This is a genomic window from Limimaricola cinnabarinus (assembly GCF_047631075.1).
GTDB lineage: Bacteria > Pseudomonadota > Alphaproteobacteria > Rhodobacterales > Rhodobacteraceae > Limimaricola > Limimaricola cinnabarinus.
Genome location: NZ_JBLHYX010000013.1, coordinates 70,541 through 89,929, shown reverse-complemented (window position 1 = coordinate 89,929; position 19,389 = coordinate 70,541). Strand labels below are relative to the sequence as shown.

The 19,389-nt window shown below is 65.8% G+C and carries 20 protein-coding genes; 18 read left to right on the top strand and 2 right to left on the bottom strand.

Annotated elements, in window-relative coordinates:
- Window positions 1-61 precede the first annotated feature (61 nt).
- From ACJASC_RS11985 to ACJASC_RS11950, 8 genes are all read left to right on the top strand, one after another.
- Window positions 62-1,057, top strand: a complete 996-nt coding sequence (locus ACJASC_RS11985) for a tripartite tricarboxylate transporter substrate binding protein (protein ID WP_415146252.1) — start codon at window positions 62-64, stop codon at window positions 1,055-1,057.
- Between the two features lie 85 nt (window positions 1,058-1,142).
- Window positions 1,143-1,661 (top strand): tripartite tricarboxylate transporter TctB family protein, encoded by a 519-nt coding sequence (locus tag ACJASC_RS11980; RefSeq protein ID WP_415146251.1) that lies wholly within the window; start codon window positions 1,143-1,145, stop codon window positions 1,659-1,661.
- Window positions 1,658-3,181, top strand: a complete 1,524-nt coding sequence (locus ACJASC_RS11975) for a tripartite tricarboxylate transporter permease (protein ID WP_415146250.1) — start codon at window positions 1,658-1,660, stop codon at window positions 3,179-3,181. The genes ACJASC_RS11980 and ACJASC_RS11975 overlap by 4 nt, the downstream gene beginning before the upstream one ends.
- A gap of 21 nt (window positions 3,182-3,202) precedes the next feature.
- On the top strand, window positions 3,203-4,042 hold the full coding sequence (locus tag ACJASC_RS11970) for a shikimate dehydrogenase family protein (protein ID WP_415146249.1): 840 nt from the start codon (window positions 3,203-3,205) through the stop codon (window positions 4,040-4,042).
- A 2-nt stretch (window positions 4,043-4,044) separates the two neighbouring features.
- Window positions 4,045-5,937 (top strand): bifunctional sugar phosphate isomerase/epimerase/4-hydroxyphenylpyruvate dioxygenase family protein, encoded by a 1,893-nt coding sequence (locus ACJASC_RS11965; RefSeq protein WP_415146248.1) that lies wholly within the window; start codon window positions 4,045-4,047, stop codon window positions 5,935-5,937.
- A gap of 268 nt (window positions 5,938-6,205) precedes the next feature.
- Entirely contained in the window at window positions 6,206-7,219 is a 1,014-nt protein-coding gene (locus ACJASC_RS11960; protein ID WP_415146247.1) for a TRAP transporter substrate-binding protein, read from the top strand.
- A gap of 9 nt (window positions 7,220-7,228) precedes the next feature.
- On the top strand, window positions 7,229-7,744 hold the full coding sequence (locus ACJASC_RS11955) for a TRAP transporter small permease (protein WP_415146246.1): 516 nt from the start codon (window positions 7,229-7,231) through the stop codon (window positions 7,742-7,744).
- Window positions 7,741-9,060: a TRAP transporter large permease gene (locus tag ACJASC_RS11950; RefSeq protein ID WP_415146245.1), complete on the top strand. Its 1,320-nt coding sequence runs from the start codon at window positions 7,741-7,743 to the stop codon at window positions 9,058-9,060. The genes ACJASC_RS11955 and ACJASC_RS11950 overlap by 4 nt, the downstream gene beginning before the upstream one ends.
- A gap of 9 nt (window positions 9,061-9,069) precedes the next feature.
- Here ACJASC_RS11950 and pcaQ read toward each other — a convergent pair whose 3' ends face one another.
- Complete coding sequence (gene pcaQ / locus ACJASC_RS11945) at window positions 9,070-9,975, bottom strand: pca operon transcription factor PcaQ (RefSeq protein WP_415146244.1); 906 nt, start codon at window positions 9,973-9,975, stop codon at window positions 9,070-9,072.
- A gap of 104 nt (window positions 9,976-10,079) precedes the next feature.
- Between pcaQ and pobA the strand changes: the two genes are divergently transcribed.
- From pobA to ACJASC_RS11910, 7 genes are read left to right on the top strand one after another with little or no spacing between them, the layout of a single operon-like run.
- A complete protein-coding gene (gene pobA / locus ACJASC_RS11940) occupies window positions 10,080-11,249 on the top strand; it encodes a 4-hydroxybenzoate 3-monooxygenase (protein ID WP_415146243.1) in 1,170 nt (389 codons plus the stop codon).
- A gap of 16 nt (window positions 11,250-11,265) precedes the next feature.
- The gene (gene pcaC / locus ACJASC_RS11935) at window positions 11,266-11,643 is read left to right on the top strand and encodes a 4-carboxymuconolactone decarboxylase (protein ID WP_415146242.1); all 378 of its coding nucleotides are present in this window, start codon (window positions 11,266-11,268) and stop codon (window positions 11,641-11,643) included.
- Window positions 11,640-12,419 carry a protocatechuate 3,4-dioxygenase subunit beta gene (gene pcaH, locus ACJASC_RS11930; RefSeq protein WP_415146241.1) on the top strand — a complete coding sequence of 260 codons (780 nt, stop codon included), beginning with the start codon at window positions 11,640-11,642 and terminating at the stop codon, window positions 12,417-12,419. Before pcaC ends, pcaH begins: the two co-directional genes overlap by 4 nt.
- Window positions 12,419-13,021, top strand: coding sequence for a protocatechuate 3,4-dioxygenase subunit alpha (gene pcaG, locus ACJASC_RS11925; RefSeq protein WP_415146240.1), 603 nt, complete (start codon window positions 12,419-12,421; stop codon window positions 13,019-13,021). The genes pcaH and pcaG overlap by 1 nt, the downstream gene beginning before the upstream one ends.
- Window positions 13,022-13,030: 9 nt before the next feature.
- The gene (locus ACJASC_RS11920) at window positions 13,031-13,867 is read left to right on the top strand and encodes a 3-oxoadipate:acetyl-CoA acetyltransferase (protein ID WP_415146239.1); all 837 of its coding nucleotides are present in this window, start codon (window positions 13,031-13,033) and stop codon (window positions 13,865-13,867) included.
- Window positions 13,868-13,878: 11 nt separating this feature from the next.
- Window positions 13,879-14,679: a 3-oxoadipate enol-lactonase gene (gene pcaD / locus ACJASC_RS11915; RefSeq protein WP_415146238.1), complete on the top strand. Its 801-nt coding sequence runs from the start codon at window positions 13,879-13,881 to the stop codon at window positions 14,677-14,679.
- Window positions 14,676-15,743, top strand: coding sequence for a 3-carboxy-cis,cis-muconate cycloisomerase (locus ACJASC_RS11910; RefSeq protein WP_415146237.1), 1,068 nt, complete (start codon window positions 14,676-14,678; stop codon window positions 15,741-15,743). Before pcaD ends, ACJASC_RS11910 begins: the two co-directional genes overlap by 4 nt.
- Here ACJASC_RS11910 and ACJASC_RS11905 read toward each other — a convergent pair.
- A complete protein-coding gene (locus ACJASC_RS11905) occupies window positions 15,723-16,484 on the bottom strand; it encodes an IclR family transcriptional regulator domain-containing protein (RefSeq protein WP_415146275.1) in 762 nt (253 codons plus the stop codon). The genes ACJASC_RS11910 and ACJASC_RS11905 overlap by 21 nt on opposite strands.
- 132 nt (window positions 16,485-16,616) lie before the next feature.
- Between ACJASC_RS11905 and ACJASC_RS11900 the strand changes: the two genes are divergently transcribed.
- From ACJASC_RS11900 to pcaF, 3 genes are read left to right on the top strand one after another with little or no spacing between them, the layout of a single operon-like run.
- Window positions 16,617-17,324 (top strand): 3-oxoacid CoA-transferase subunit A, encoded by a 708-nt coding sequence (locus ACJASC_RS11900; protein ID WP_415146236.1) that lies wholly within the window; start codon window positions 16,617-16,619, stop codon window positions 17,322-17,324.
- Window positions 17,321-18,004 (top strand): 3-oxoacid CoA-transferase subunit B, encoded by a 684-nt coding sequence (locus tag ACJASC_RS11895; RefSeq protein ID WP_415146235.1) that lies wholly within the window; start codon window positions 17,321-17,323, stop codon window positions 18,002-18,004. The genes ACJASC_RS11900 and ACJASC_RS11895 overlap by 4 nt, the downstream gene beginning before the upstream one ends.
- A gap of 1 nt (window position 18,005) precedes the next feature.
- On the top strand, window positions 18,006-19,202 hold the full coding sequence (pcaF, locus tag ACJASC_RS11890) for a 3-oxoadipyl-CoA thiolase (RefSeq protein ID WP_415146234.1): 1,197 nt from the start codon (window positions 18,006-18,008) through the stop codon (window positions 19,200-19,202).
- Window positions 19,203-19,389 lie beyond the last annotated feature (187 nt).

The following is a 19,389-nucleotide window of genomic DNA, read 5'->3' as shown; positions in this document are numbered from 1 at the left end:
TGTCTGGCTGTGATCGGGCAGGGGAGTGCCCGCCTGCAGCATCATCTCCAGGGAGGATATCATGAAGTCGATCTTCATCGGAGCGCTTGCCGCGCTCGCCGCCACCGCCGCGCCGGCGTTGGCCGAATACCCCGAAAAAGAAATTCAAGGCATCATCCAGTGGGGGGCCGGCGGCTCTACCGACACGGTGATGCGCGCGGTGACGCCGCATGCTGAGGAGGTGCTCGGCGGTAAGGTGATCATGCAGAACATGACCGGTGGCGTTGGTGCCATCGCGGTCAAGTTCGCCTCGGCACAGGACGCCGATGGCTATACCCTCCTGATGGGCGCGGAGAACCCGCTGCTCTACAAGGTCATGGGACTCGGCGATACGGATTACTCCAGTTTCGTGCCGATCAACGTGCTGGCGCGTGGTCTGCCGATCCTCGTGGCCAACAACGACGCGCCCTTTGACACGCTCGAAGAGATGGTTGCCTACATCCAGGAGAATCCGAACGAGGTTAAGTTCGGCTCGACCGGTCCCGGCGGCCTGCCCTCTGTGGTCACCGCGATGCTGCAAACCGAGATCGAACTGCCGGTGACGGCGGTGCCTTATGACGGCGATGGCCCCGCGCTCACCGCGCTGCAGGGCGGCGCGATCGACGTGATGCCCGCCGTGCTCGGCGCGTCGATCGAGGCGATCAAAGCTGGCCGGATCAAGCCGCTGGCGCTGATCGACACCGAGGCCCACGAAGCCCTGCCTGACGTGCCGCCGATCACCGAAGCCTACCCGGCTTTTGAGACCTATCTGCCTTGGGGACCGTTCTTCGGCGTCTTCGTCAAGGAAGGCACACCCGATGACGTGGTTGCCAAGCTCAGCGAGGCCTATGCGGCCGGCGTCGAGAACGCCGATTTCCAGCAGCTGATGGATGACCGCGGCTTCGAGGTGATGAACATCTCCGGCGACGAAGCGCAGGCCTTCCTCGACAAGTGGCAGTCCGTCACCAGCTGGCTGGTCCATGATGCGGGCATCGCCAAGAATTCTCCCGAAGAGTTCGGCATTCCGCGCCCCGAGTAAGCGCAAACGACCGGCTGCCGCCGCGCACCGCGTGGCGGCGGCCTACCGATTTTCCGACCATGGCACTGTCAGGGAGGACACATCCATGCATGACCCGAACAAGAAAATGCCCGGAGAGACCGCCTTTGCGGTGTTTCTGGTCGGTTTGAGCGGCTTCCTGCTCTGGCAGGCCTGGGGGATCGCAGGCTTCGAGGCGCTGTCCTCGCCCGGCGCCTTCCCCATGGCGGTGACCTTCATCATGCTGGTGTCCTCGGGGGTAATTCTGTTCAGGACACTTCGCCTGACCGACCGTGCGCCGCTGCGCTTCTTCACTGATATCACGCCGCCCGTCATCCTGATCATGTTCGCGATGATGCTGGGCTACGCGCTGCTGCTGAAGCCGCTCGGTTTCCTGCCGACCTCGCTCGTGTTCCTGACGCTCTCGGTCTACGGCCTGCGCAAGCGTGGCCTCGCATGGAGCTTCGGCATCTCGCTGTTCTCGCTGGCGCTGGTCTACCTGATCTTCCGCATCGTCTTCACCGTGTTGATGCCGTCGGGCATCGTGCCTGAGGGCGAGATCCTGGCCTGGCTGGGCGGTCTGTTCTCGGGGGAGGACGCGCAATGATCGAAGCGCTGCAATATTTCACCATCGCCTGGTTTGATCCGAAGCTTCTGGGTCTCGTGGCCTTGGGCACCTTCGCGGGCATCTACGTGGGTGCGATCCCAGGACTCTCGGTCACCATGGCGGTGTCGATCCTGATCTCCTTCACTTTCGCTTGGGATGTCTACCCGGCGCTGTGCCTGATGGTCGGCATCTACATGGGCGGGGTCTATGGCGGCTCGCGCACCGCGATCCTGCTCAACATCCCGGGCGCGCCCTCAGCCATTGCAACCGCGCTCGACGGCTATCCGCTGGCGCAGAAGGGGCAGGCGGGTGAGGCGATCGGCCTGTCGACCGTCATGTCCTTCGTCGGCGGCTTCATCGGCATCGGCGTGCTGGCAGTGGCCGCGCCCTTCGTGTCCGAGTTCGCGCTGACCTTTCAGCCGCGCGACTACATGCTGCTGGCGATCCTGGGCATCCTGCTCGTTGGCTCGCTCTCGGGCGAGAGCCTGCTTAAGGGCGTCTTCGCGGGTAGCCTCGGTTTGCTGATCGGGGCGGTCGGGCTCGATCCGCTCACCGCGCAGGAGCGCTTCACCTTCGGGGTGGTCGAGCTGTGGGGCGGCATTTCTTTCATCGCCGTGATGATCGGCCTGTTCGGCGTCTCCGAGGCGCTGACGCAGCTGCACCATATCGAGAAAGCCGCGATCAAACAGACCATCGGTCGCATCGTGCCGAGCTGGGGCGCGATCTGGAAGTTCCTGCCGCTCTCGGTGCAGACCTCCTCGATCGGCGTCATCATCGGCGCGTTGCCCGGAACGGGTGGAGATATCGCGGCACTGATGGCCTATGACCATGCCAAGCGGGTTACCAAGAACCCGAAGGTGCCGTTCGGCGAGGGCGCGCATGAGGGGCTGGTCGCGCCTGAAACCGCCAACAATGCCGCGGTGGGCGGTGCCTTCATCCCGATGCTGACGCTGGGCATTCCCGGCGACGCGGTGACCGCAATCATCATTGGCGCGCTCTTCATCCACGGGCTGAACCCGGGACCGATGCTGATGATCGAGCAGCCGCAGATGTTCTGGTTCATCACCGGGGCATTGGTGCTGGCCAATATCTTCATGCTGATCTTCGGGCTCACCGGCATCCGGCTCTTCACCAAGATCGTCGAGATGCCGCGCGCGGTGCTGATCCCGCTGATCCTGCTTCTATCGATCGTCGGCGCCTATGCCGTGAACAACTCGATCACCGATGTCTACTGGATGCTGCTCTTCGGCGCCTTCGGCTATCTGCTCAAGACCTATGGCTACCAGGTCGGCCCGGTGATCCTCGGCGTGATCCTGAGCCGGCTGATCGACGAGAACTGGCGCCGTGCGATTATCTCCGACCAGGAGAGCCTCGGCCTGCTGCTCCGCGGTATCGTCACCAGCCCGCTGTCGCTGGTCCTGCTGCTCGCGGTCCTGTTCATCTTCTTCAGCCAGACCCCGATCTGGACCGGTTGGCGCGCGCGCCGGGCGGCGCTGCGTGCCAGCGGCGACGGGATCTGATCCATGCAAGGCGACATCACCATGACCACCGACACTCCGACACTTCGTCTCGGCCTGATCGGCGACAACATCCGTGCTTCGCGCTCGCCGCTGCTGCACCGCATCGCCGGCGAGATGCTGGGCCGGCCCACGACCTATGACAGCCTGATACCTGCCGATCTGGGCCAGGATTTCCACGCGGTCTTTGCCGAATGCGCCCGCAGCTACCGCGGCATCAACGTGACCTATCCCTACAAGGAGGTCGCGGCGCGCAAGGTGACGGTCGAGGATCCGCTGGTTCGCGGCATCGGTGCGGTCAACACGGTGCTGTTCGAGCCGGAGGGGCCCAAGGGCCACAATACCGACTATACCGGTTTCAAGGCGGCCTATGCCCGCGTCCGGGGCGACACCCGCCCCGGCACGGTGCTGATGATCGGTACCGGCGGAGTGGGCCGGGCCGTGGCCTTCGGCCTTGCTGGCCTCGGCGCGACGGTGCTGAGGCTAGTAGACCGTGACCGCGGCAAGGCCGAGGTTCTGGCAGGCGAGCTGCGCGCCGCAGCGCCGGGCATGGCCGTCGAGGTGCATGACGATGCGGAACAGGCGAGCCACGGCGCCCACGGGCTGATCAATTGCACGCCTCTGGGCATGGAGGGATACCCGGGGACACCGCTGCCGCGCCAAGCCATGGCGGGCGCATCCTGGGCCTTCGACGCGGTCTATACGCCGGAGCATACGCAGTTTCTTACATGCGCGGCCGCCGAGGGCCTGCAAATCATTTCCGGCTGGGAGCTCTACTTCTACCAGGGCGTCCACGCCTCGCGGCTCTTTACCGGCCGCAGTCTCGACGAGGACGCATTGCGCGCTCGTCTCAGGGAGGACTGAACATGCGCCGCTCCATCGCCACCGTCTCCGTACCGGGAAACCTGCGCGAGAAGCTCGAAGCCATCGCCGCTGCCGGCTTCGACGGCATCGAGATCTTTGAGCAGGACTTTATTGCCGAAGCCGGTACGCCCGCCGAGATCGGAGCGATGATCCGCGACCACGGGCTGTCAATCGAGATCTTCCAGCCGTTCCGCGATTTCGAGGGGCTGACTGGCGCCCGCCGCATCAAGGCATTCGACCGGGCCGAGCGCAAGTTCGACCTGATGCAGGAGCTGGGCACCGATCTGGTGCTGGTCTGCTCTTCTGTAGCCGAGGATGCAGTGGGCGGCATCGACCGCGCCGCCGATGACTTCCGTGAACTCGGGCAGCGCGCCGCAGAGCGCGGGCTGCGCGTGGGCTACGAGGCGCTGGCCTGGGGGCGGCATGTCAACGATCATCGCGATGCCTGGGAGGTGGTGCGCCGCGCCGACCATCCCAATGTCGGGCTGATCCTTGACAGCTTCCACACGCTGGGCCGCAAGCTCGACCCGGAGACGATCAGGCGCATCCCGGGCGACCGGATTTTCTTTGTACAGCTCGCCGATGCGCCGTTGATCGAAATGGATCTGCTCTACTGGTCGCGCCACTACCGAAACATGCCTGGCGAAGGTGATCTCGACGTCAATGCATTCATGCGTGCGGTGATGGCGACAGGCTACACGGGACCGGTCAGCCTTGAGATTTTCAACGACCAGTTTCGCGGCGGTCGCCCCGAGACAGTTGCTCGCGACGGCCACCGCTCGCTCACACATCTGATGGACCGGGTTCGGCGGCAGGAGCCGGGACTGAAACTCGATCTGCCTGAGATGCCCGATCGGATCACCACGACCGGCGTGGAGTTCATCGAGTTCGCAACTAGCGCCACGGAAAGCGACAAGCTCTCCCGGCAGCTTCGGTCGCTGGGGTTCGCGTTGATCGGACAGCACCGCAGCAAATCCGTCTCACTGTGGCAGCAGGGCGAGATCCGGGTCGTGATCAACACCGAGACCCGCGGCTTTGCCCATGACGCCTACGTGACGCATGGCACCAGCATCTGCGACATCGGGATCGGCGTGTCGGATGCCACCGCCACGCAGGCCCGGGCCGAGGCGCTCGGCGCCAACCCGTTTCACCAGCCGGTCGGCCCGGGCGAAACCGACATCCCCGCGATCCGCGGGGTAGGCGGCTCGGTCATGCATTTCATTGACGAGACCTCGGATCTCGCCGGAGTTTGGGAGCGGGACTTCGTGCCGGTTTCCGAAGGCACCGACCTCGCTGGCGCTGGCCTGACGCGAATTGACCATCTCGCCGAGACGATGGCCTATGACGAGATGCTCAGCTGGACCCTGTTCTACACTTCGATCTTCGACATGGCGAAGGCGCCGATGGTCGATGTCGTCGATCCTGACGGGCTGGTGCGAAGCCAGGCGGTCGAGGCGCCCGACAGCGCGCTGCGCATCACCCTGAACGGCGCCGAGACGCACCGCACCTTCGCAGGTCGCTTCCTTGCCGACAGCTTCAACTCGGCCGTTCAGCACATTGCTTTCGCCTGCGACGACATCCTCTCGACGGCATCGGCGCTGGCGAAAGGTGGTTTCTCGGCGCTACCGATCCCGTCAAACTACTATGATGATCTCGCCGCTCGCTTCGATCTCGCGCCGGGCCTGCTTGACCGACTGCGCGACAACCAGATCCTCTACGACCGCGATGAGCGTGGGGAGTTCTTCCAGCTCTATTCGCAGCCGAGCGCAGATGGCCTGTTCTACGAGATCGTCGAGCGTCGCGATGGCTATCGCGGCTATGGCGCGCCCAACGCGCCGTTCCGCATAGCGGCGCAGAAAAGACTTGTTCGGCCGAAGGGAGTGCCGAAGGCCTGAGCCGTGTCGTCCGGGCATTGAACGGCGCTCATTGGCCGAATACTGGCCGCTAGATTTCCATTTTCGGCAAGTAATCGGCGCGAAAAGTCATTTTCCCAGCCAGATCAGTTATGCCATCTTCCCTGTGGGAGAGGAATGCTCGTCATCATCCATCTAGGCCGCCGTCCCCTATCGGGTCCGAAACGGTCGCACGGGCTCGGGGCTTTCGAGTTGCGATGGGGTCGACTGGCGTTGCCTGCTGCACGAGCGGACATCTGGAGGAGATGACATGAATACGAAGCTTTGCACTGCGCTGGTGGCGGTCTCCTTGGCCGGCCCGGCCGCGGCCCAAGAGGTCACGCTCAGGGTACACCATTTCCTTCCTGCTGCGGCGCCGATCCAGACCGGCGTCCTGGAGCCTTGGAAGGAGATGGTCGAGAGCCAGTCGGACGGTCGCATCGAGGTGCAGATCTACCCGTCGATGCAGCTTGGCGGCAAGCCGCCGCAGCTCTTTGACCAAGCCCGTGACGGCATCGTCGACGTGGCTTGGACCCTTCTGGGCTACACCCCGGGCCGCTTCCCAATCTCGGAGGTGTTCGAGCTGCCCTTCGTGGCTGGCTCCGCCACCGAGACCACCATGGCGCTGCAGGAGTTCCAAGCCGAGTATCTTGGCGAGGAGCTGGACGACGTGCATACGCTGCTGCTGCACGCGCCTGCGGCTTACAAGTTCCACATGCGCGGCGGGCCGGTCGAGAACCTCGATGACCTCGCTGGCAAAAAGATCCGCGCCCCCTCACGCACCATGACCGAGGGTCTTGGCGCGCTTGGCGCCACAGCCGTCGGCATGCCGGTGCCCGAGGTGGCGCAGGCACTGACAACCGGGGTCATCGACGGCGCGGTGATCCCCTGGGAGGTGTTCGGCTCGCTCAGGATCGAGGAGATGGCGAAGGACCATACCGAAATCGGATCGGAAAACGGCGGGCTGTCGACCTCGGTCATGGCGCTGGTGATGAACGAGCGCGTCTACGAGAACCTGCCCGACGACTTGCGACAGGTGATCGACGACAACTCCGGCGTCAATCTTGCCCCACTGGCAGGGGAGGCCTTCGACGCGGCCGAAACGGCGGAGCGCGAGGCGGCGATCGCCGCGGGAAGCAATGTCGTGGTGATCCCTGAGGATAAGCTGGGCGAGTGGAAGGCGGCAACCCAGCCGGTGATCGATGATTGGGTCGAGAACACTGAGAACGGCGCCGAGGTTCTGGACGCGGCGCGGTCCATGATCGCCGCGCAGCGCGGCGAGTAGGGCGGACCCATGTCCGAGAGCGGAACCATGGACGGGGGGCGCGTCGCGCTCCCCGGCTGGCTGATGCGGCTCACTCGTGTCTTCGCCGGGATCGGCGGGCTGTCGATCCTTGCCATCATGCTAGTGACGGTGGCGAGCGTGACCCTGCGCGGGGTGCTGGGCCGGCCGATCCCCGGCGATTACGAGCTGGTCGAGATCGGCTCGGCGATCGCGATCTTCTGTTTTCTGCCTTGGTGTCAGGCAACGGGTGGCAACGTAGTGGTCGACTTCTTCACCCAGAGGGCCGGTCCGCGGCTGACTCATCTGCTCGATGCGATGGGTGATCTTCTTTACCTCGCCATCGCGGCGCTCCTGCTTTGGCGACTCACGCTGGGGGGCGTCGAGATGCACGAGTATGACGAGCAGACCATGGTGCTGCGGCTGCCGGTTTGGTGGAGTTTCTTCATCGTGCTGCCGGCGATGTCGCTTCTCGTGACGACCTGTGCGGCGACCATGCTGGGGCATCTGCGCGGGGCGCGGGCATGACCGGGATCGCCGCCGGGCTGGCGGGGTTCGCGGCGCTCCTGGTGCTGATGGCGGTGCGGGTGCCGATCGGGGTCGCGATGCTCGCGGTGGGCATTAGCGGCTACGGGCTGCATACCGGCATGCTGCCGCTGCTAGCGTTCCTCAAGACATCGACCTTCCACCAATTCTCAACCTATTCGCTGTCGGTGATTCCGCTCTTTGTGCTCATGGGGGAGTTCGCGACCCGCGCCGGGATGAGCCGGGCGCTGTTTCGCACCGCGGCGGCCTTTCTAGGCCACCGTAAGGGCGGTCTGGCGATGGCCTCAATCGGGGGGTGCGCGGCCTTCGGTGCGATCTGCGGCAGCTCTCTGGCGACGGCGGCTACCATGGCGCAGGTGGCGCTGCCCGAGATGAAGCGACATAACTATTCCGGAGCGCTTTCGACCGGCTCATTGGCGGCGGGCGGCACGCTGGGCATCCTGATCCCGCCTTCGGTGATCCTCGTGCTCTACGCGCTAATGGCCGAGCAGAGCATCGCCAAGATGTTCGTGGCGGCTATGGTGCCGGGGGTGCTGGCAGCGGTCGGCTACATGATTGCGGTCGCGGTCTTCGTACACCGCAATCCGGAAGATGGTCCCGCCGGGCCACGAGCGTCATGGGGCGAGAAGCTCTCGGCGCTGCGCGAGACATGGACCATCATCGCGATCTTCGCACTCGTGGTGGTCGGCATGTATCGCGGTTGGTTCACCCCCACCGAGGCGGCCGCCATCGGGGCTTTCGGGACCGGTCTGCTCGCGGTCTTTCACGGCGGGATGCGCCTCGAAGGGCTGATGGCCTGCCTGCGCGGCATGGCTGGGACCACGGCGATGATTTTTCTGATCCTGCTTGGGGCCGAAACCTTCAACGCCTTCCTGATGCAGACCCGGACGCCGCTGCTGATAGCGCAAGCAATCACCGAGGCGGGGCTGTCGCCGATGCTGGTGTTGCTGGCGATCCTGCTGCTCTACCTGCTTCTAGGCTGCGTCATGGATTCGATGTCGATGCTGCTGCTGACGATCCCGATTTTCTACCCGATTGTGGCGGGGCTCGATTTCGGCATGTCACAGGAAGATACCCTGATCTGGTTCGGCATCATCGCGGTGGTGGTCGTGGAGGTTGGGCTGATTACGCCTCCTGTGGGGATGAACGTCTTCGTCATCAACGGCATGGCGCGCGATGTGCCGATGATTGAGAGCTTCCGAGGCGTTCTCCCCTTCCTGGTCTCGGACGTGATCCGGATCGGAGCGCTGATCGCTTTTCCGGCGATCACGCTGGGGTTGGTACGCTTCTTGGGCTAGTAGGCAGCCTTAGGCGAGGTCGAGCGCTGTCACCGCGTCGGTGAGAGACTGGCGGAAGAGTCGCTGCGCGGGCAGCGGCTCTTCCTCGGCGCGCATCATGATACCCACCGGCCCGGCGGTGCCGGACATGTCGATCGGTAGCGCCACCAGACGTCCGGCGGTGATGTCGCGCGCCACGACGCCGTGGCTGATGAACCAGACCGCGTGCGCCTCGCCGAGGGCCATGTTGCGCCCGAAGGCGCCGGAGACGCTTTCGATCCGGCTCGGCGGCACGCCGGCGCCGGCGGCGATCATCGCGCGGTCGACCAGCGGCCGGATCGCCGAACGCTCCGACGGGTAGACGACCGGCCAGCCGGCGATCAGCGTCGGATCTGCGGTCCCCGCCAGCGGGTGATCGGGCGCGACCACGACTGCGACATGCTCGGAATAAAGCTGGGTGAAGCTAAGGCCAGTCATCGTCTCGGCCGCGCCGAGCCGGCCCACAACCATGTCGAGCGCGCCGTCGCGCAGCCGGCCGGTGAGAAAGCCGTGCGGCCCGTCCTCCATGTGCAAGAGCGCACCGGGCGCGCGGTCGGCATGGATGCGCACCGCCTCGGGCAAGAGCTTGGCCGCAACCGAGGGCAGGGCGCCCACCGCCAGCCGCGCCGCCGTGCCCGCGCCGATGCCTTCGAGGCTGTCGAGACCCTGGTTCAGCGCAGCGATGCTCATCTGCGCGAATTGCAGGAACACCGCCCCCTCGCGGGTCAGCGTCACACCGCCGCGGTCGCGCAGCAGCAGCGTCGCGCCGAGTTGCGTCTCCAACTCGCGCAGCGTCTTGGAGATCGCGGGCTGGGTCAGGTGCAGATGCTCGGCCGCCGCCTTGAGGCTACGGCGACGGGTGATCTCGACGAAGACCTCGACTTGGCGAAACTTCAAGCGGCGATCCATTACTTGCCGATCCTCGCAATAAACGGGGCGAAAAGGTCATTTTACTTGTGCATATGGGGCGGATAGCCTTTGCGCAAGAGAGGGAGGACGTGATGCGCACACAGGTGGTCATCATCGGCGGCGGCCCATCGGGCCTGCTGCTGTCGCAGCTTTTGCACGTGCGGGGCATCGACAACGTGGTGTTGGAGCGCAAAACGCGCGGCTACGTGCTGAGCCGAATCCGCGCTGGCGTGCTGGAGCGCGGGCTTCTCGACCTGATGCGCGAGGCTGGCGTGGCCGAGCGGATGCAGCGCGAGGGCTTTGCGCATGACGGCACGCTGATCGCCCATGAGGGCGGCACGTTCCATATCGACTTCAAGGCGCTGACTGGTCACTCGGTCATGGTCTACGGCCAGACCGAGGTGACGCGCGATCTCTATGACGCGCGCGAAAAGGCGAATGGTCAAATCGAGTTCGAGGTCGAGCATGTCGAGATCCACGACGCTGACACCGACGCGCCGCATGTCACCTTCCATCAGGGCGGCACCGAGCACCGGATCGACTGCGACTTCGTGGCGGGCTGCGACGGGTTCCACGGGGTCAGCCGTCAGACCATCCCGCTTTCGGTGCGGCGCGAATACGAGAAGACCTACCCCTTCGGCTGGCTCGGCATCCTCAGCGAGACGCCGCCTGTGGATGACGAACTGATCTACGCCAACTCCGAGCGTGGCTTCGCGCTGTGCTCGATGCGCAACGTCAACCTCAGCCGCTACTACATCCAGTGCGCGCTCAGCGACAAGCCGGAGGACTGGACCGACGCGGCCTTCTGGCAAGAGTTGAAGCGGCGGCTGCCGGGCGAGGTGGCCGAGCGGCTGGTCACCGGGCCGTCGATCGAGAAGTCGATCGCGCCCCTGCGCTCCTTCGTCACCGAACCCATGCGCTGGGGAAGGCTATTCCTGTGCGGGGATGCCGCGCATATCGTGCCGCCCACTGGAGCCAAGGGGCTGAATACCGCCGCCTCGGACGTGCACTACCTCTACAACGGGCTTCGACAGTTCTACGAGGAAGGCTACGACGAGGGGATCGACCGCTATTCCGAGCGGGCGTTGGCGCGGGTCTGGAAGGCCGAGCGGTTTTCCTGGTGGTTCTCGTCGCTGCTGCACCGCTACCCGGACCAGAGCCCCTTCGACCTGCGGATGCAGCGTGCTGAGCTGGAATTTCTCCGCACCAACCGGGCCGCGCAGCAGGCAATGGCCGAGAACTATGTCGGGCTGCCATACTGAGATGGGGGAAGATGTGATGGGCGATCTGAGAGAAACCGGGATGGCGACGCGCCGGCGGGTGCTGGGCGATGCCCATGTCGATCGCGCCGAGGTGGCCAAGACCGACTTCGACGCGCCGTTCCAGGCGATGATCACCGACGCGGCATGGGGCCATGTCTGGTCGCGCGGCACGATCAGCGACCGCGAGCGGTCGATGCTGACTATCGCGCTGCTGGCGGGCTTGGGCAATGATCACGAGTTGGCGCTGCACTTGCGGGCGACCGCGAACACAGGCGCCAGCCGCGACGACGTGCTCGAGGCCTTGCTGCATGTCGCGATCTATGCCGGTGTCCCGCGAGCCAACCACGCAATCGCGATCGCCAAGAAGACCTTCGCGGAGATGGAGGCGACATGACCCCATTCAAGCAGAAACAGGCCGTAACCCAGACCCCGGGCGGTCACGACCGGGCAGGCGGCGGGCTCTACGCACGCGACCGTGCCTGGCATCCGGCGGCGCTGACGCCTGCCTACAAGACCTCCGTCGCGCGCTCACCTTCGCGCGCGCCGATCTCCTTCCCAACGACGCTGAGCGAGGAGACCGGACCGGTCTTTACCCGTGACGTGCTGGGGCCGCTCGATGCCGACCTGATCCACAATTTCGCGAAGAGCCCTGAGGGGGCCATCGGCCCGCGCATCGTGGTGCAGGGCCGGGTGCTTGATCAGGACGGGCGCGGCGTGCCGGACGCGCTGGTCGAGGTCTGGCAGGCCAATGCCGGTGGGCGGTACCGCCACAAGAAGGAGGGTTACCTCGCCCCGCTCGATCCGGATTTTGGCGGCTGTGGACGCTGCCTCACGGACGCGTTCGGCAATTACGAGTTCCGCACCATTCAGCCGGGGCCCTATCCCTGGCCCAACGGGCCGAACGACTGGCGGCCCGCACATATCCATTTCTCGGTCTTTGGGCAAAGCTGGGGCCAGCGGCTGGTTACCCAGATGTATTTCGAAGGCGATCCAATGATCTGGCACTGCCCGATCGTCGGCACCATCCCCACCCGCGATGGGATCGAAAGCCTCGTGGCACAGCTCGACATGGAGGCGACGATCCCGATGGATGCGCGGGTCTATCGTTTCGACATCGTGCTCAGGGGCCGTCGCCAAACCCTGTTCGAGAACCGCATGGAGGGGCTGTGATGCAACGGATCGAGCGCCTGAAGGAAAGCCCGAGCCAGACGGCGGGCCCCTATGTGCATATCGGCGCTCTGCCGAATTTTGCAGGGATCGAAGGAGTTTACGAGGAAGACCTCGGGACACGGATAATCACCGGCGACGCGAAAGGTGAACGGATCACCATCCGCGGCACCGTGTTCGACGGAACCGGCGCTGCACTCAAGGATGCAATGGTCGAGATCTGGCAGGCCGACGCCGCCGGGCGCTATGCCGGTCAGGACGGCGCCGACCCGGGCGTCGCCGGCTGGGGGCGGCAGGCGGGCGACATGGAAACCGGCGAATTCGCCTTCGAGACGGTGAAGCCCGGCGCGGTGCCGTTTCGCGACGGGCGGCTCATGGCGCCGCATGTCTCGGTTTGGATCGTCGCGCGCGGGATCAATCTCGGGCTGCAGACGCGGCTCTACTTCGCTGATGAGATCGGGGCTAACGCTGCCGATCCGATCCTCGCGCGGATCGAACACCGAGACCGCATCCCGACGCTCCTGGCGCGGCCCGAGGGGGAGGGCGCCTACCGCTTCGACATCCGCCTTCAGGGCGAGAATGAGACGATCTTCTTCGACATCTGAGGTGGGCCTATGACCGATCCCTGCATCATCTGCGTCGCGATCACCGGCAGCCTGCCTACCAAGGCTAACAACCCCGCGGTGCCGATCAGCATCGCTGAACAGGTTGAAAGTACGCATGAGGCTTTTCAGGCGGGGGCCAGCATCGCGCATTGTCATGTGCGCGACGAGGAGGGCCGCCCTACCTCCGACCCCGAGCGTTTCGCGCGCCTCAAGGAGGGGATCGAGCGGCACTGTCCGGGCATGATCGTGCAGCTTTCCACCGGCGGTCGCTCAGGCGCGGGACGCGAGCGTGGAGGCATGCTGGGGCTGAAACCGGACATGGCGTCGCTCTCGGTGGGCTCGAACAACTTCCCGACGCGGGTCTACGAGAACCCGCCCGACCTGGTGGACTGGCTCGCCTCGGAAATGATCATTCATGACGTGAAACCCGAGATCGAAGCCTTCGATCTGTCGCATATCGTGCAAGCGACGCGCATGGCTGCCGACGGGCGGCTTAAAGGGCCGCTCTACGTGCAGTTCGTGATGGGGGTGAAGAACGCGATGCCGGTCGACGAGCCAATTTTCGATTTCTACATCGAGACGCTAAAGCGCCTCGCGCCCGACGCACAGTGGTGTGCCGCCGGGATCGGTGCGGCGCAGCTCACGATCAACGAATGGGCCATTGCCAAGGGAGGCCACACCCGCACCGGCCTTGAGGACAATGTGCGCATCGACCGCGAAACGCTCGCACCGTCGAACGCAGCACTGGTGAAACGCGCCGTCGGTCTGTGCGATAAGTACGAGCGTCCGGTGGCGACATGGCAGCAGGCGCGCAAGATCCTGCACCTGAAGATGCCCCAACTTTGAGGGAGGATGGGATGCACGATCGCGAGGCAGGGCTGCGGTTCGCCGCGCCGAACGGCAAGGTGCTGCACCATATCGTGCGGCCGGGCGACGGCCGACCGGTGGTCTTCGTAAACTCACTTGGCACCGACCTGCGGATCTGGCAGGCGGTGGTGGCCGGTCTCGATCCCACCAGGCCGCTGCTCTTGTGGGACAAGCGGGGCCATGGGCTCTCCGATGAGGGGGCGACCAACATGTCGGGCCTTGCTGCCGACCTTGCTGGGCTCATGGATCTGTACGGGTATTCCCGCACCCTCGTCTGCGGCGTTTCGGTCGGGGGGATGATCGCACAGCGACTGGCCCATGACCGGCCCGATCTCGTTGGGGGGCTGCTCTTGTCCAATACCGGCCACCGGATCGGCGATGCCGCGACTTGGAATGCCCGGATTGAGACGGTGGAGCGCGACGGCATCGCCGCAATCTCCGAGCCGATCCTCGAGCGCTGGCTCTCGCCGGACTACAGGGCCGCGCATCCCGAACAGCTGGCGGGCTGGCGCAACATGCTGACCCGGACACCTGCGGCGGGCTACGCCGCCACCTGCCGGGCGATCCGCGATGCTGACCTGACCGATGCAGCGAAGGCCATCGCCGTGCCCACGCTTTGCCTTGCGGGCGAGAGGGACGGCGCGACGCCGCCCGCGCTGGTACGGGAACTGGCGGAACTGATCCCCGGCGCTGAATATCGCTGCCTCGATGGGGTCGGGCACCTGCCCTGCATCGAGGCACCCGAGGCAGTCGTGGAGATGCTGCAGGACCTTTTGGACCGCCTCGGATGAGCGCGGTGTTCGACCACCCTTGGCTATCGGGTCTGTTCGGCGATGCCGAGATGGCGGCGCTCTGGAGCGCGGACGCCCATCTCAAGCATATGATCGGCTTCGAGGCGGCTTATAGCCGTGCCTTGGGGGCGGTGGGGATTGCATCCCCCGAGGTTGCAGCGGCTGCGGCCCGGGCCATCGAGGCGGCTCGGATCGACACCGTCCGCCTTGCCAACGCCACGGCAACGGACGGTTTACCGGTCCCGGATCTGGTGGCGCAGCTCAAGGCAGCGGCGGGAGAAGCGGCGGCGGCAGTCCACAAAGGGGCGACATCTCAGGACGTGATCGACACGGCGCTGGCCTGCTGCCTGCGTGACAGCTGCACGCTGCTGCGTGGCCGGATCACCGCGCTGGCCAGCGACCTTGCCGAAATGCGCGACCGGCACGGGACGCGGTCGCTCATGGGCCGCACGCGGATGCAAGCGGCGCTGCCGATTACGGTGGGCGACCGGATTGATGCTTGGGCGCAACCGCTCGGCGATCACCTGGACAGGCTCGACCGGCTCGCGCCCCAGGTCGCCAAGCTTCAGTTCGGCGGCCCGGTCGGCACGCGCGAAGGATTGAACGGGCACGGCGAGGCCATCGCGGCTCATCTCGCCCGGGAGCTCGGTCTGGCGAACGGACCGCAATGGCACGCGCGCCGCGACGGCATAGCCGAATTCGCCGGTCTTTTGTCGCTGATCAGCGGGAGCCTGGGCAAGATGGGGCAGGACATCGCCCTTATGGCACAGCAATCTCCGCCTGAGATCTCGATCGCCGGAGGCGGCGCCTCCTCGGCCATGCCCCACAAGCAGAACCCGGTCCTGGCCGAACTTCTTGTGACGCTGGCACGGTTCAACGCGACACAGCTTTCAGGCATGCACCAATCATTGATTCACGAGCAGGAGCGCTCCGGCGCGGCTTGGGCGCTCGAATGGATGATCCTGCCCCAGATGGTCATGGCCTCGGGCCGGAGTCTCTCGGCGGCGACGGGGCTCTGCAACACGCTCCGGAGCGTTGGATCGTCAGGAGAGCACTCTCTCTAGCCCTGCCTGCAGGCGGCGCATCTCCGGGAGAAACCGGCGTGCCAGTTCCCCGGCCTCGCTCTGGGTCGCGGCGAGCCCGATGTTGAGCGCGGCGACAACCTGCCCGCGGGTATTGCGCAATGACACCGCAATCGAGCGCAGCCCGATCTCGACCTCCTGGTCGATGATCGCATGGCCCTCGTCGCGCGCCGCCGCCACCCGGGCCATGATCTCTTCCGGGTCGGTCAGGCTCAGGGCCGTGCGCGGCGCGAGATCGCTGCGTTCGACAATGGCACGAGCTTCTGTCTCTGGCAGCGCGGCTAGCAGCACCCGGCCGAGCGAGGTGCAATGCGCCGGCAGCCGCGAGCCGGGCATCAGCCCGATCGACATCACCCGCTTCTGCGCGGCGCGGGCGAGATAGACGATCTCGGTATCGTCGCGGATCGCAACCGAGGCCGACTGACCAACTCGCTCGGACAGTTGGTCGAGCCAAGGTTGCACGATCTGCGCCAGCGGCAGGGTGGCGAGCGCCGCCATGCCGAGCCGCAGCACCCGCGGTGTCAGCGTGAAGTACTTTCCGTCATGGGCGGCGTAACCCTCCGCCGCCAGCGTCAGCAGGCAGCGTCGCGCCGTGGCGCGATCAAGCCCCGTGCGCGCGGCTGTCTCGGCCACGGAAAGTCGCGGATGGTCCGCGTCGAAGGCTTCGATCACGCGCAGGCCCTTGGTGAAGGCCGCGATGACATCGGATGATTTGTTCGCCATGCGCACAAATTTAGACGGTGACTGAACAAAGATCGAGATGCGAACGCCGCCGCTTGCTCCGGCAGTGTGCCGAACCGTAGGACGGACGCCATGGATCCGCGCCATGGCGCGGCGTAGCGGAGGAGTAGGAGAATGGACAAGACGGTCGCCAGCCCCGCCGAGGCGGTGGCGGACATCCCCGACGGCGCAAGCGTGATGATCGGCGGTTTCGGCGGCTCGGGCGCGCCGATCGAGCTGATCCACGCGCTGATCGATGCGGGGCCAAAGAGCCTCACCGTGATCAACAACAACGCGGGCAACGGCCATGTCGGCCTCGCCGCGATGATCGAGGCGGGGATGGTCGCCAAGCTGATCTGCTCCTTCCCGAAATCGAAGGACCCGCGCGCCTTCACACAGCGCTATCTCGCGGGCGAGATCGAGCTGGAGCTGGTGCCGCAGGGCACGCTGGCCGAGCGAATCCGCGCGGGCGGGGCGGGCATACCGGCCTTCTACACGCCGACCTCCTTTGGCACCGACCTGGCGGCGGGCAAGCCCACGGCCGAGTTCGACGGGCGTGGCTACGTGCAGGAACGATGGCTCAAGGCCGACTACGCGCTGGTCAAGGCCGAGACGGCCGACCGGCACGGCAACCTGACCTACCGCGCGGCGGGGCGCAACTTCGGACCGCTGATGTGCAGCGCCGCCGCCGTCTCGATCGTGCAGGCGACGCGCATCGTGGCGCCGGGCGAGATCGACCCCGAGCAGGTGGTGACGCCGGGCATCTTTGTGAAGCGGCTGGTGCGGGTCGAAGCCCCGCAACAGGAAGAGGAGCTGAACCGGGCGGAGGCCGTGTATCCATGACCGACATTTCAGACATCAAGCTGTCGAACGCCCAGATCGCCTGGCGCGCGGCGCAGGACATCGAGGACGGCGCTTACGTGAACCTCGGTATCGGCTTCCCCGAGATGGTGGCGCGCTACCAGGTCGCGGGGCGGCAGGCGATCTATCACACTGAGAACGGTATCCTCGATTTCGGCCCCGCACCGGCGCCGGGCGAGGAGGACTGGGACCTGATCAACGCCGGCAAGAAGGCGGTGACGCTCAATCCCGGCGCTGCCTTCTTCCACCACGCCGACAGCTTCGCCATGGTGCGCGGCGGCCATCTCGACGTGGCGATCCTCGGTGCCTTCGAGGTGGCCGAAACCGGCGATCTGGCGAACTGGAGCGTCGGCAAAGGCGGCGTTCCGGCGGTGGGCGGTGCGATGGATCTGGTGCATGGCGCCAGGCGCGTGGCGGTCATCACCGACCACGTCACCAAGACCGGCGCGCCCAAGCTGGTGGAGCGCTGCTCGCTGCCGCTCACCGGGGTCGCTTGCGTGACGCGGGTCTACACCTCGCTGGCGGTGGTGGATATCGAGGGGGGCCGCTTCGTGTTGCGCGAGAAGCTCGCCGCGATCTCGCTCAACGATCTGCAAGCCGTGACCGGCGCGACGCTCAATCTCGACGGCCCCGTGGCCGACCTCACCGTTCCGGAGCTCTGACATGACCGACGCCTATATCTGCGACTACATTCGCACCCCCATCGGCCGCTATGGCGGCGCGCTGGCTGGCGTGCGCGCCGACGATCTCGGGGCGATTCCGCTGCGTGCGCTGATGGCGCGCAACGGAGGGGTCGACTGGGAGGCGGTCGACGAGGTGATCTATGGCTGTGCCAACCAGGCGGGCGAGGACAACCGCAACGTCGCGCGGATGTCGGCGCTGCTCGCCGGTCTGCCGGTGACGGTGCCGGGCACGACGATGAATCGGCTCTGCGGCTCGGGCATGGACGCGGTGATCACCGCCGCGCGGGCGATCCGTGCCGGCGAGGCGGAGTTGATCATCGCGGGCGGCGTCGAAAGCATGTCCCGCGCGCCATTTGTTATGCCAAAGGCCGAAAGCGGGTTTTCCCGCGCCGCCGAGATCTTCGACACCACCATCGGTTGGCGCTTCGTGAACCCGCTGATGAAGGCACAATACGGCGTCGACTCGATGCCGGAGACGGCCGAGAACGTGGCCGAGAATTTTGCAATCAGCCGCGAGGATCAGGACGCCTTCGCGCTGCGCAGCCAGGTCAAGGCCGCCGAGGCCATCGCCTCGGGACGGCTGGCGCGTGAGATCATCCCCGTCGAGATCCCGCAGCGCAAAGGTGATCCGAGGATCGTCGACACCGACGAGCATCCCCGCGCCACCTCGCTCGAGGCGCTGGCCAAGCTGCGCGCCCCGTTCCGCGATGGTGGCTCGGTGACGGCGGGCAACGCCTCGGGCGTCAATGACGGCGCGGCGGCGCTGGTCATCGCTTCCGCCGAGGCGGCGAAGAAGCACGGGTTGACCCCGATCGCGCGTATCCTTGGCGGTGCCACAGCGGGCGTCGCGCCGCGCATCATGGGCTTTGGCCCCGCGCCCGCCTCGAAGAAGCTGATGGCGCGGCTTGGATTGGCGCCGGACGGCTTCGCGGTGATCGAGCTGAACGAGGCCTTCGCGAGCCAGGGGCTCGCCACGCTGCGTGATCTCGGCATCGCCGATGACGACCCACGGGTGAACCGCAATGGCGGCGCCATCGCGCTCGGACACCCGCTGGGCATGTCTGGCGCGCGGATCACCGGCACCGCCGCGCTGGATCTCAAACCGGGTGAGAAGTCGCTCTCGACCATGTGCATCGGCGTGGGCCAAGGCATCGCCGTGGCACTCGAAGGGATGTGAGATAGAACCGCAGCGGGATCCGACTTCGGGCCGATTGGAGCCGACATCTCTTTTCGAGCAGGGTTGGCAGCTTTAGACCCTATGATCTCGCTCCCAGGGCCATCATCGCCGCCATAGCTGTTGATTACTAACACGATGATCCGTGCTTAGTTCATTGGATCCGGCTGTGGTTGCCGTCCCATAGCGG

Excerpts from the sequence above, each read along its gene's own strand:
- ACJASC_RS11985 (WP_415146252.1), top strand. The coding sequence starts at position 62 with ATGAAGTCGATCTTCATCGGAGCGCTTGCCGCGCTCGCCGCCACCGCC.
- ACJASC_RS11980 (WP_415146251.1), top strand. The coding sequence starts at position 1,143 with ATGCATGACCCGAACAAGAAAATGCCCGGAGAGACCGCCTTTGCGGTG.
- ACJASC_RS11975 (WP_415146250.1), top strand. The coding sequence starts at position 1,658 with ATGATCGAAGCGCTGCAATATTTCACCATCGCCTGGTTTGATCCGAAG.
- ACJASC_RS11970 (WP_415146249.1), top strand. The coding sequence starts at position 3,203 with ATGACCACCGACACTCCGACACTTCGTCTCGGCCTGATCGGCGACAAC.
- ACJASC_RS11965 (WP_415146248.1), top strand. The coding sequence starts at position 4,045 with ATGCGCCGCTCCATCGCCACCGTCTCCGTACCGGGAAACCTGCGCGAG.
- ACJASC_RS11960 (WP_415146247.1), top strand. The coding sequence starts at position 6,206 with ATGAATACGAAGCTTTGCACTGCGCTGGTGGCGGTCTCCTTGGCCGGC.
- ACJASC_RS11955 (WP_415146246.1), top strand. The coding sequence starts at position 7,229 with ATGTCCGAGAGCGGAACCATGGACGGGGGGCGCGTCGCGCTCCCCGGC.
- ACJASC_RS11950 (WP_415146245.1), top strand. The coding sequence starts at position 7,741 with ATGACCGGGATCGCCGCCGGGCTGGCGGGGTTCGCGGCGCTCCTGGTG.
- pobA (WP_415146243.1), top strand. The coding sequence starts at position 10,080 with ATGCGCACACAGGTGGTCATCATCGGCGGCGGCCCATCGGGCCTGCTG.
- pcaC (WP_415146242.1), top strand. The coding sequence starts at position 11,266 with ATGGGCGATCTGAGAGAAACCGGGATGGCGACGCGCCGGCGGGTGCTG.
- pcaH (WP_415146241.1), top strand. The coding sequence starts at position 11,640 with ATGACCCCATTCAAGCAGAAACAGGCCGTAACCCAGACCCCGGGCGGT.
- pcaG (WP_415146240.1), top strand. The coding sequence starts at position 12,419 with ATGCAACGGATCGAGCGCCTGAAGGAAAGCCCGAGCCAGACGGCGGGC.
- ACJASC_RS11920 (WP_415146239.1), top strand. The coding sequence starts at position 13,031 with ATGACCGATCCCTGCATCATCTGCGTCGCGATCACCGGCAGCCTGCCT.
- pcaD (WP_415146238.1), top strand. The coding sequence starts at position 13,879 with ATGCACGATCGCGAGGCAGGGCTGCGGTTCGCCGCGCCGAACGGCAAG.
- ACJASC_RS11910 (WP_415146237.1), top strand. The coding sequence starts at position 14,676 with ATGAGCGCGGTGTTCGACCACCCTTGGCTATCGGGTCTGTTCGGCGAT.
- ACJASC_RS11905 (WP_415146275.1), bottom strand. The coding sequence starts at position 16,484 with ATGGCGAACAAATCATCCGATGTCATCGCGGCCTTCACCAAGGGCCTG.
- ACJASC_RS11900 (WP_415146236.1), top strand. The coding sequence starts at position 16,617 with ATGGACAAGACGGTCGCCAGCCCCGCCGAGGCGGTGGCGGACATCCCC.
- ACJASC_RS11895 (WP_415146235.1), top strand. The coding sequence starts at position 17,321 with ATGACCGACATTTCAGACATCAAGCTGTCGAACGCCCAGATCGCCTGG.
- pcaF (WP_415146234.1), top strand. The coding sequence starts at position 18,006 with ATGACCGACGCCTATATCTGCGACTACATTCGCACCCCCATCGGCCGC.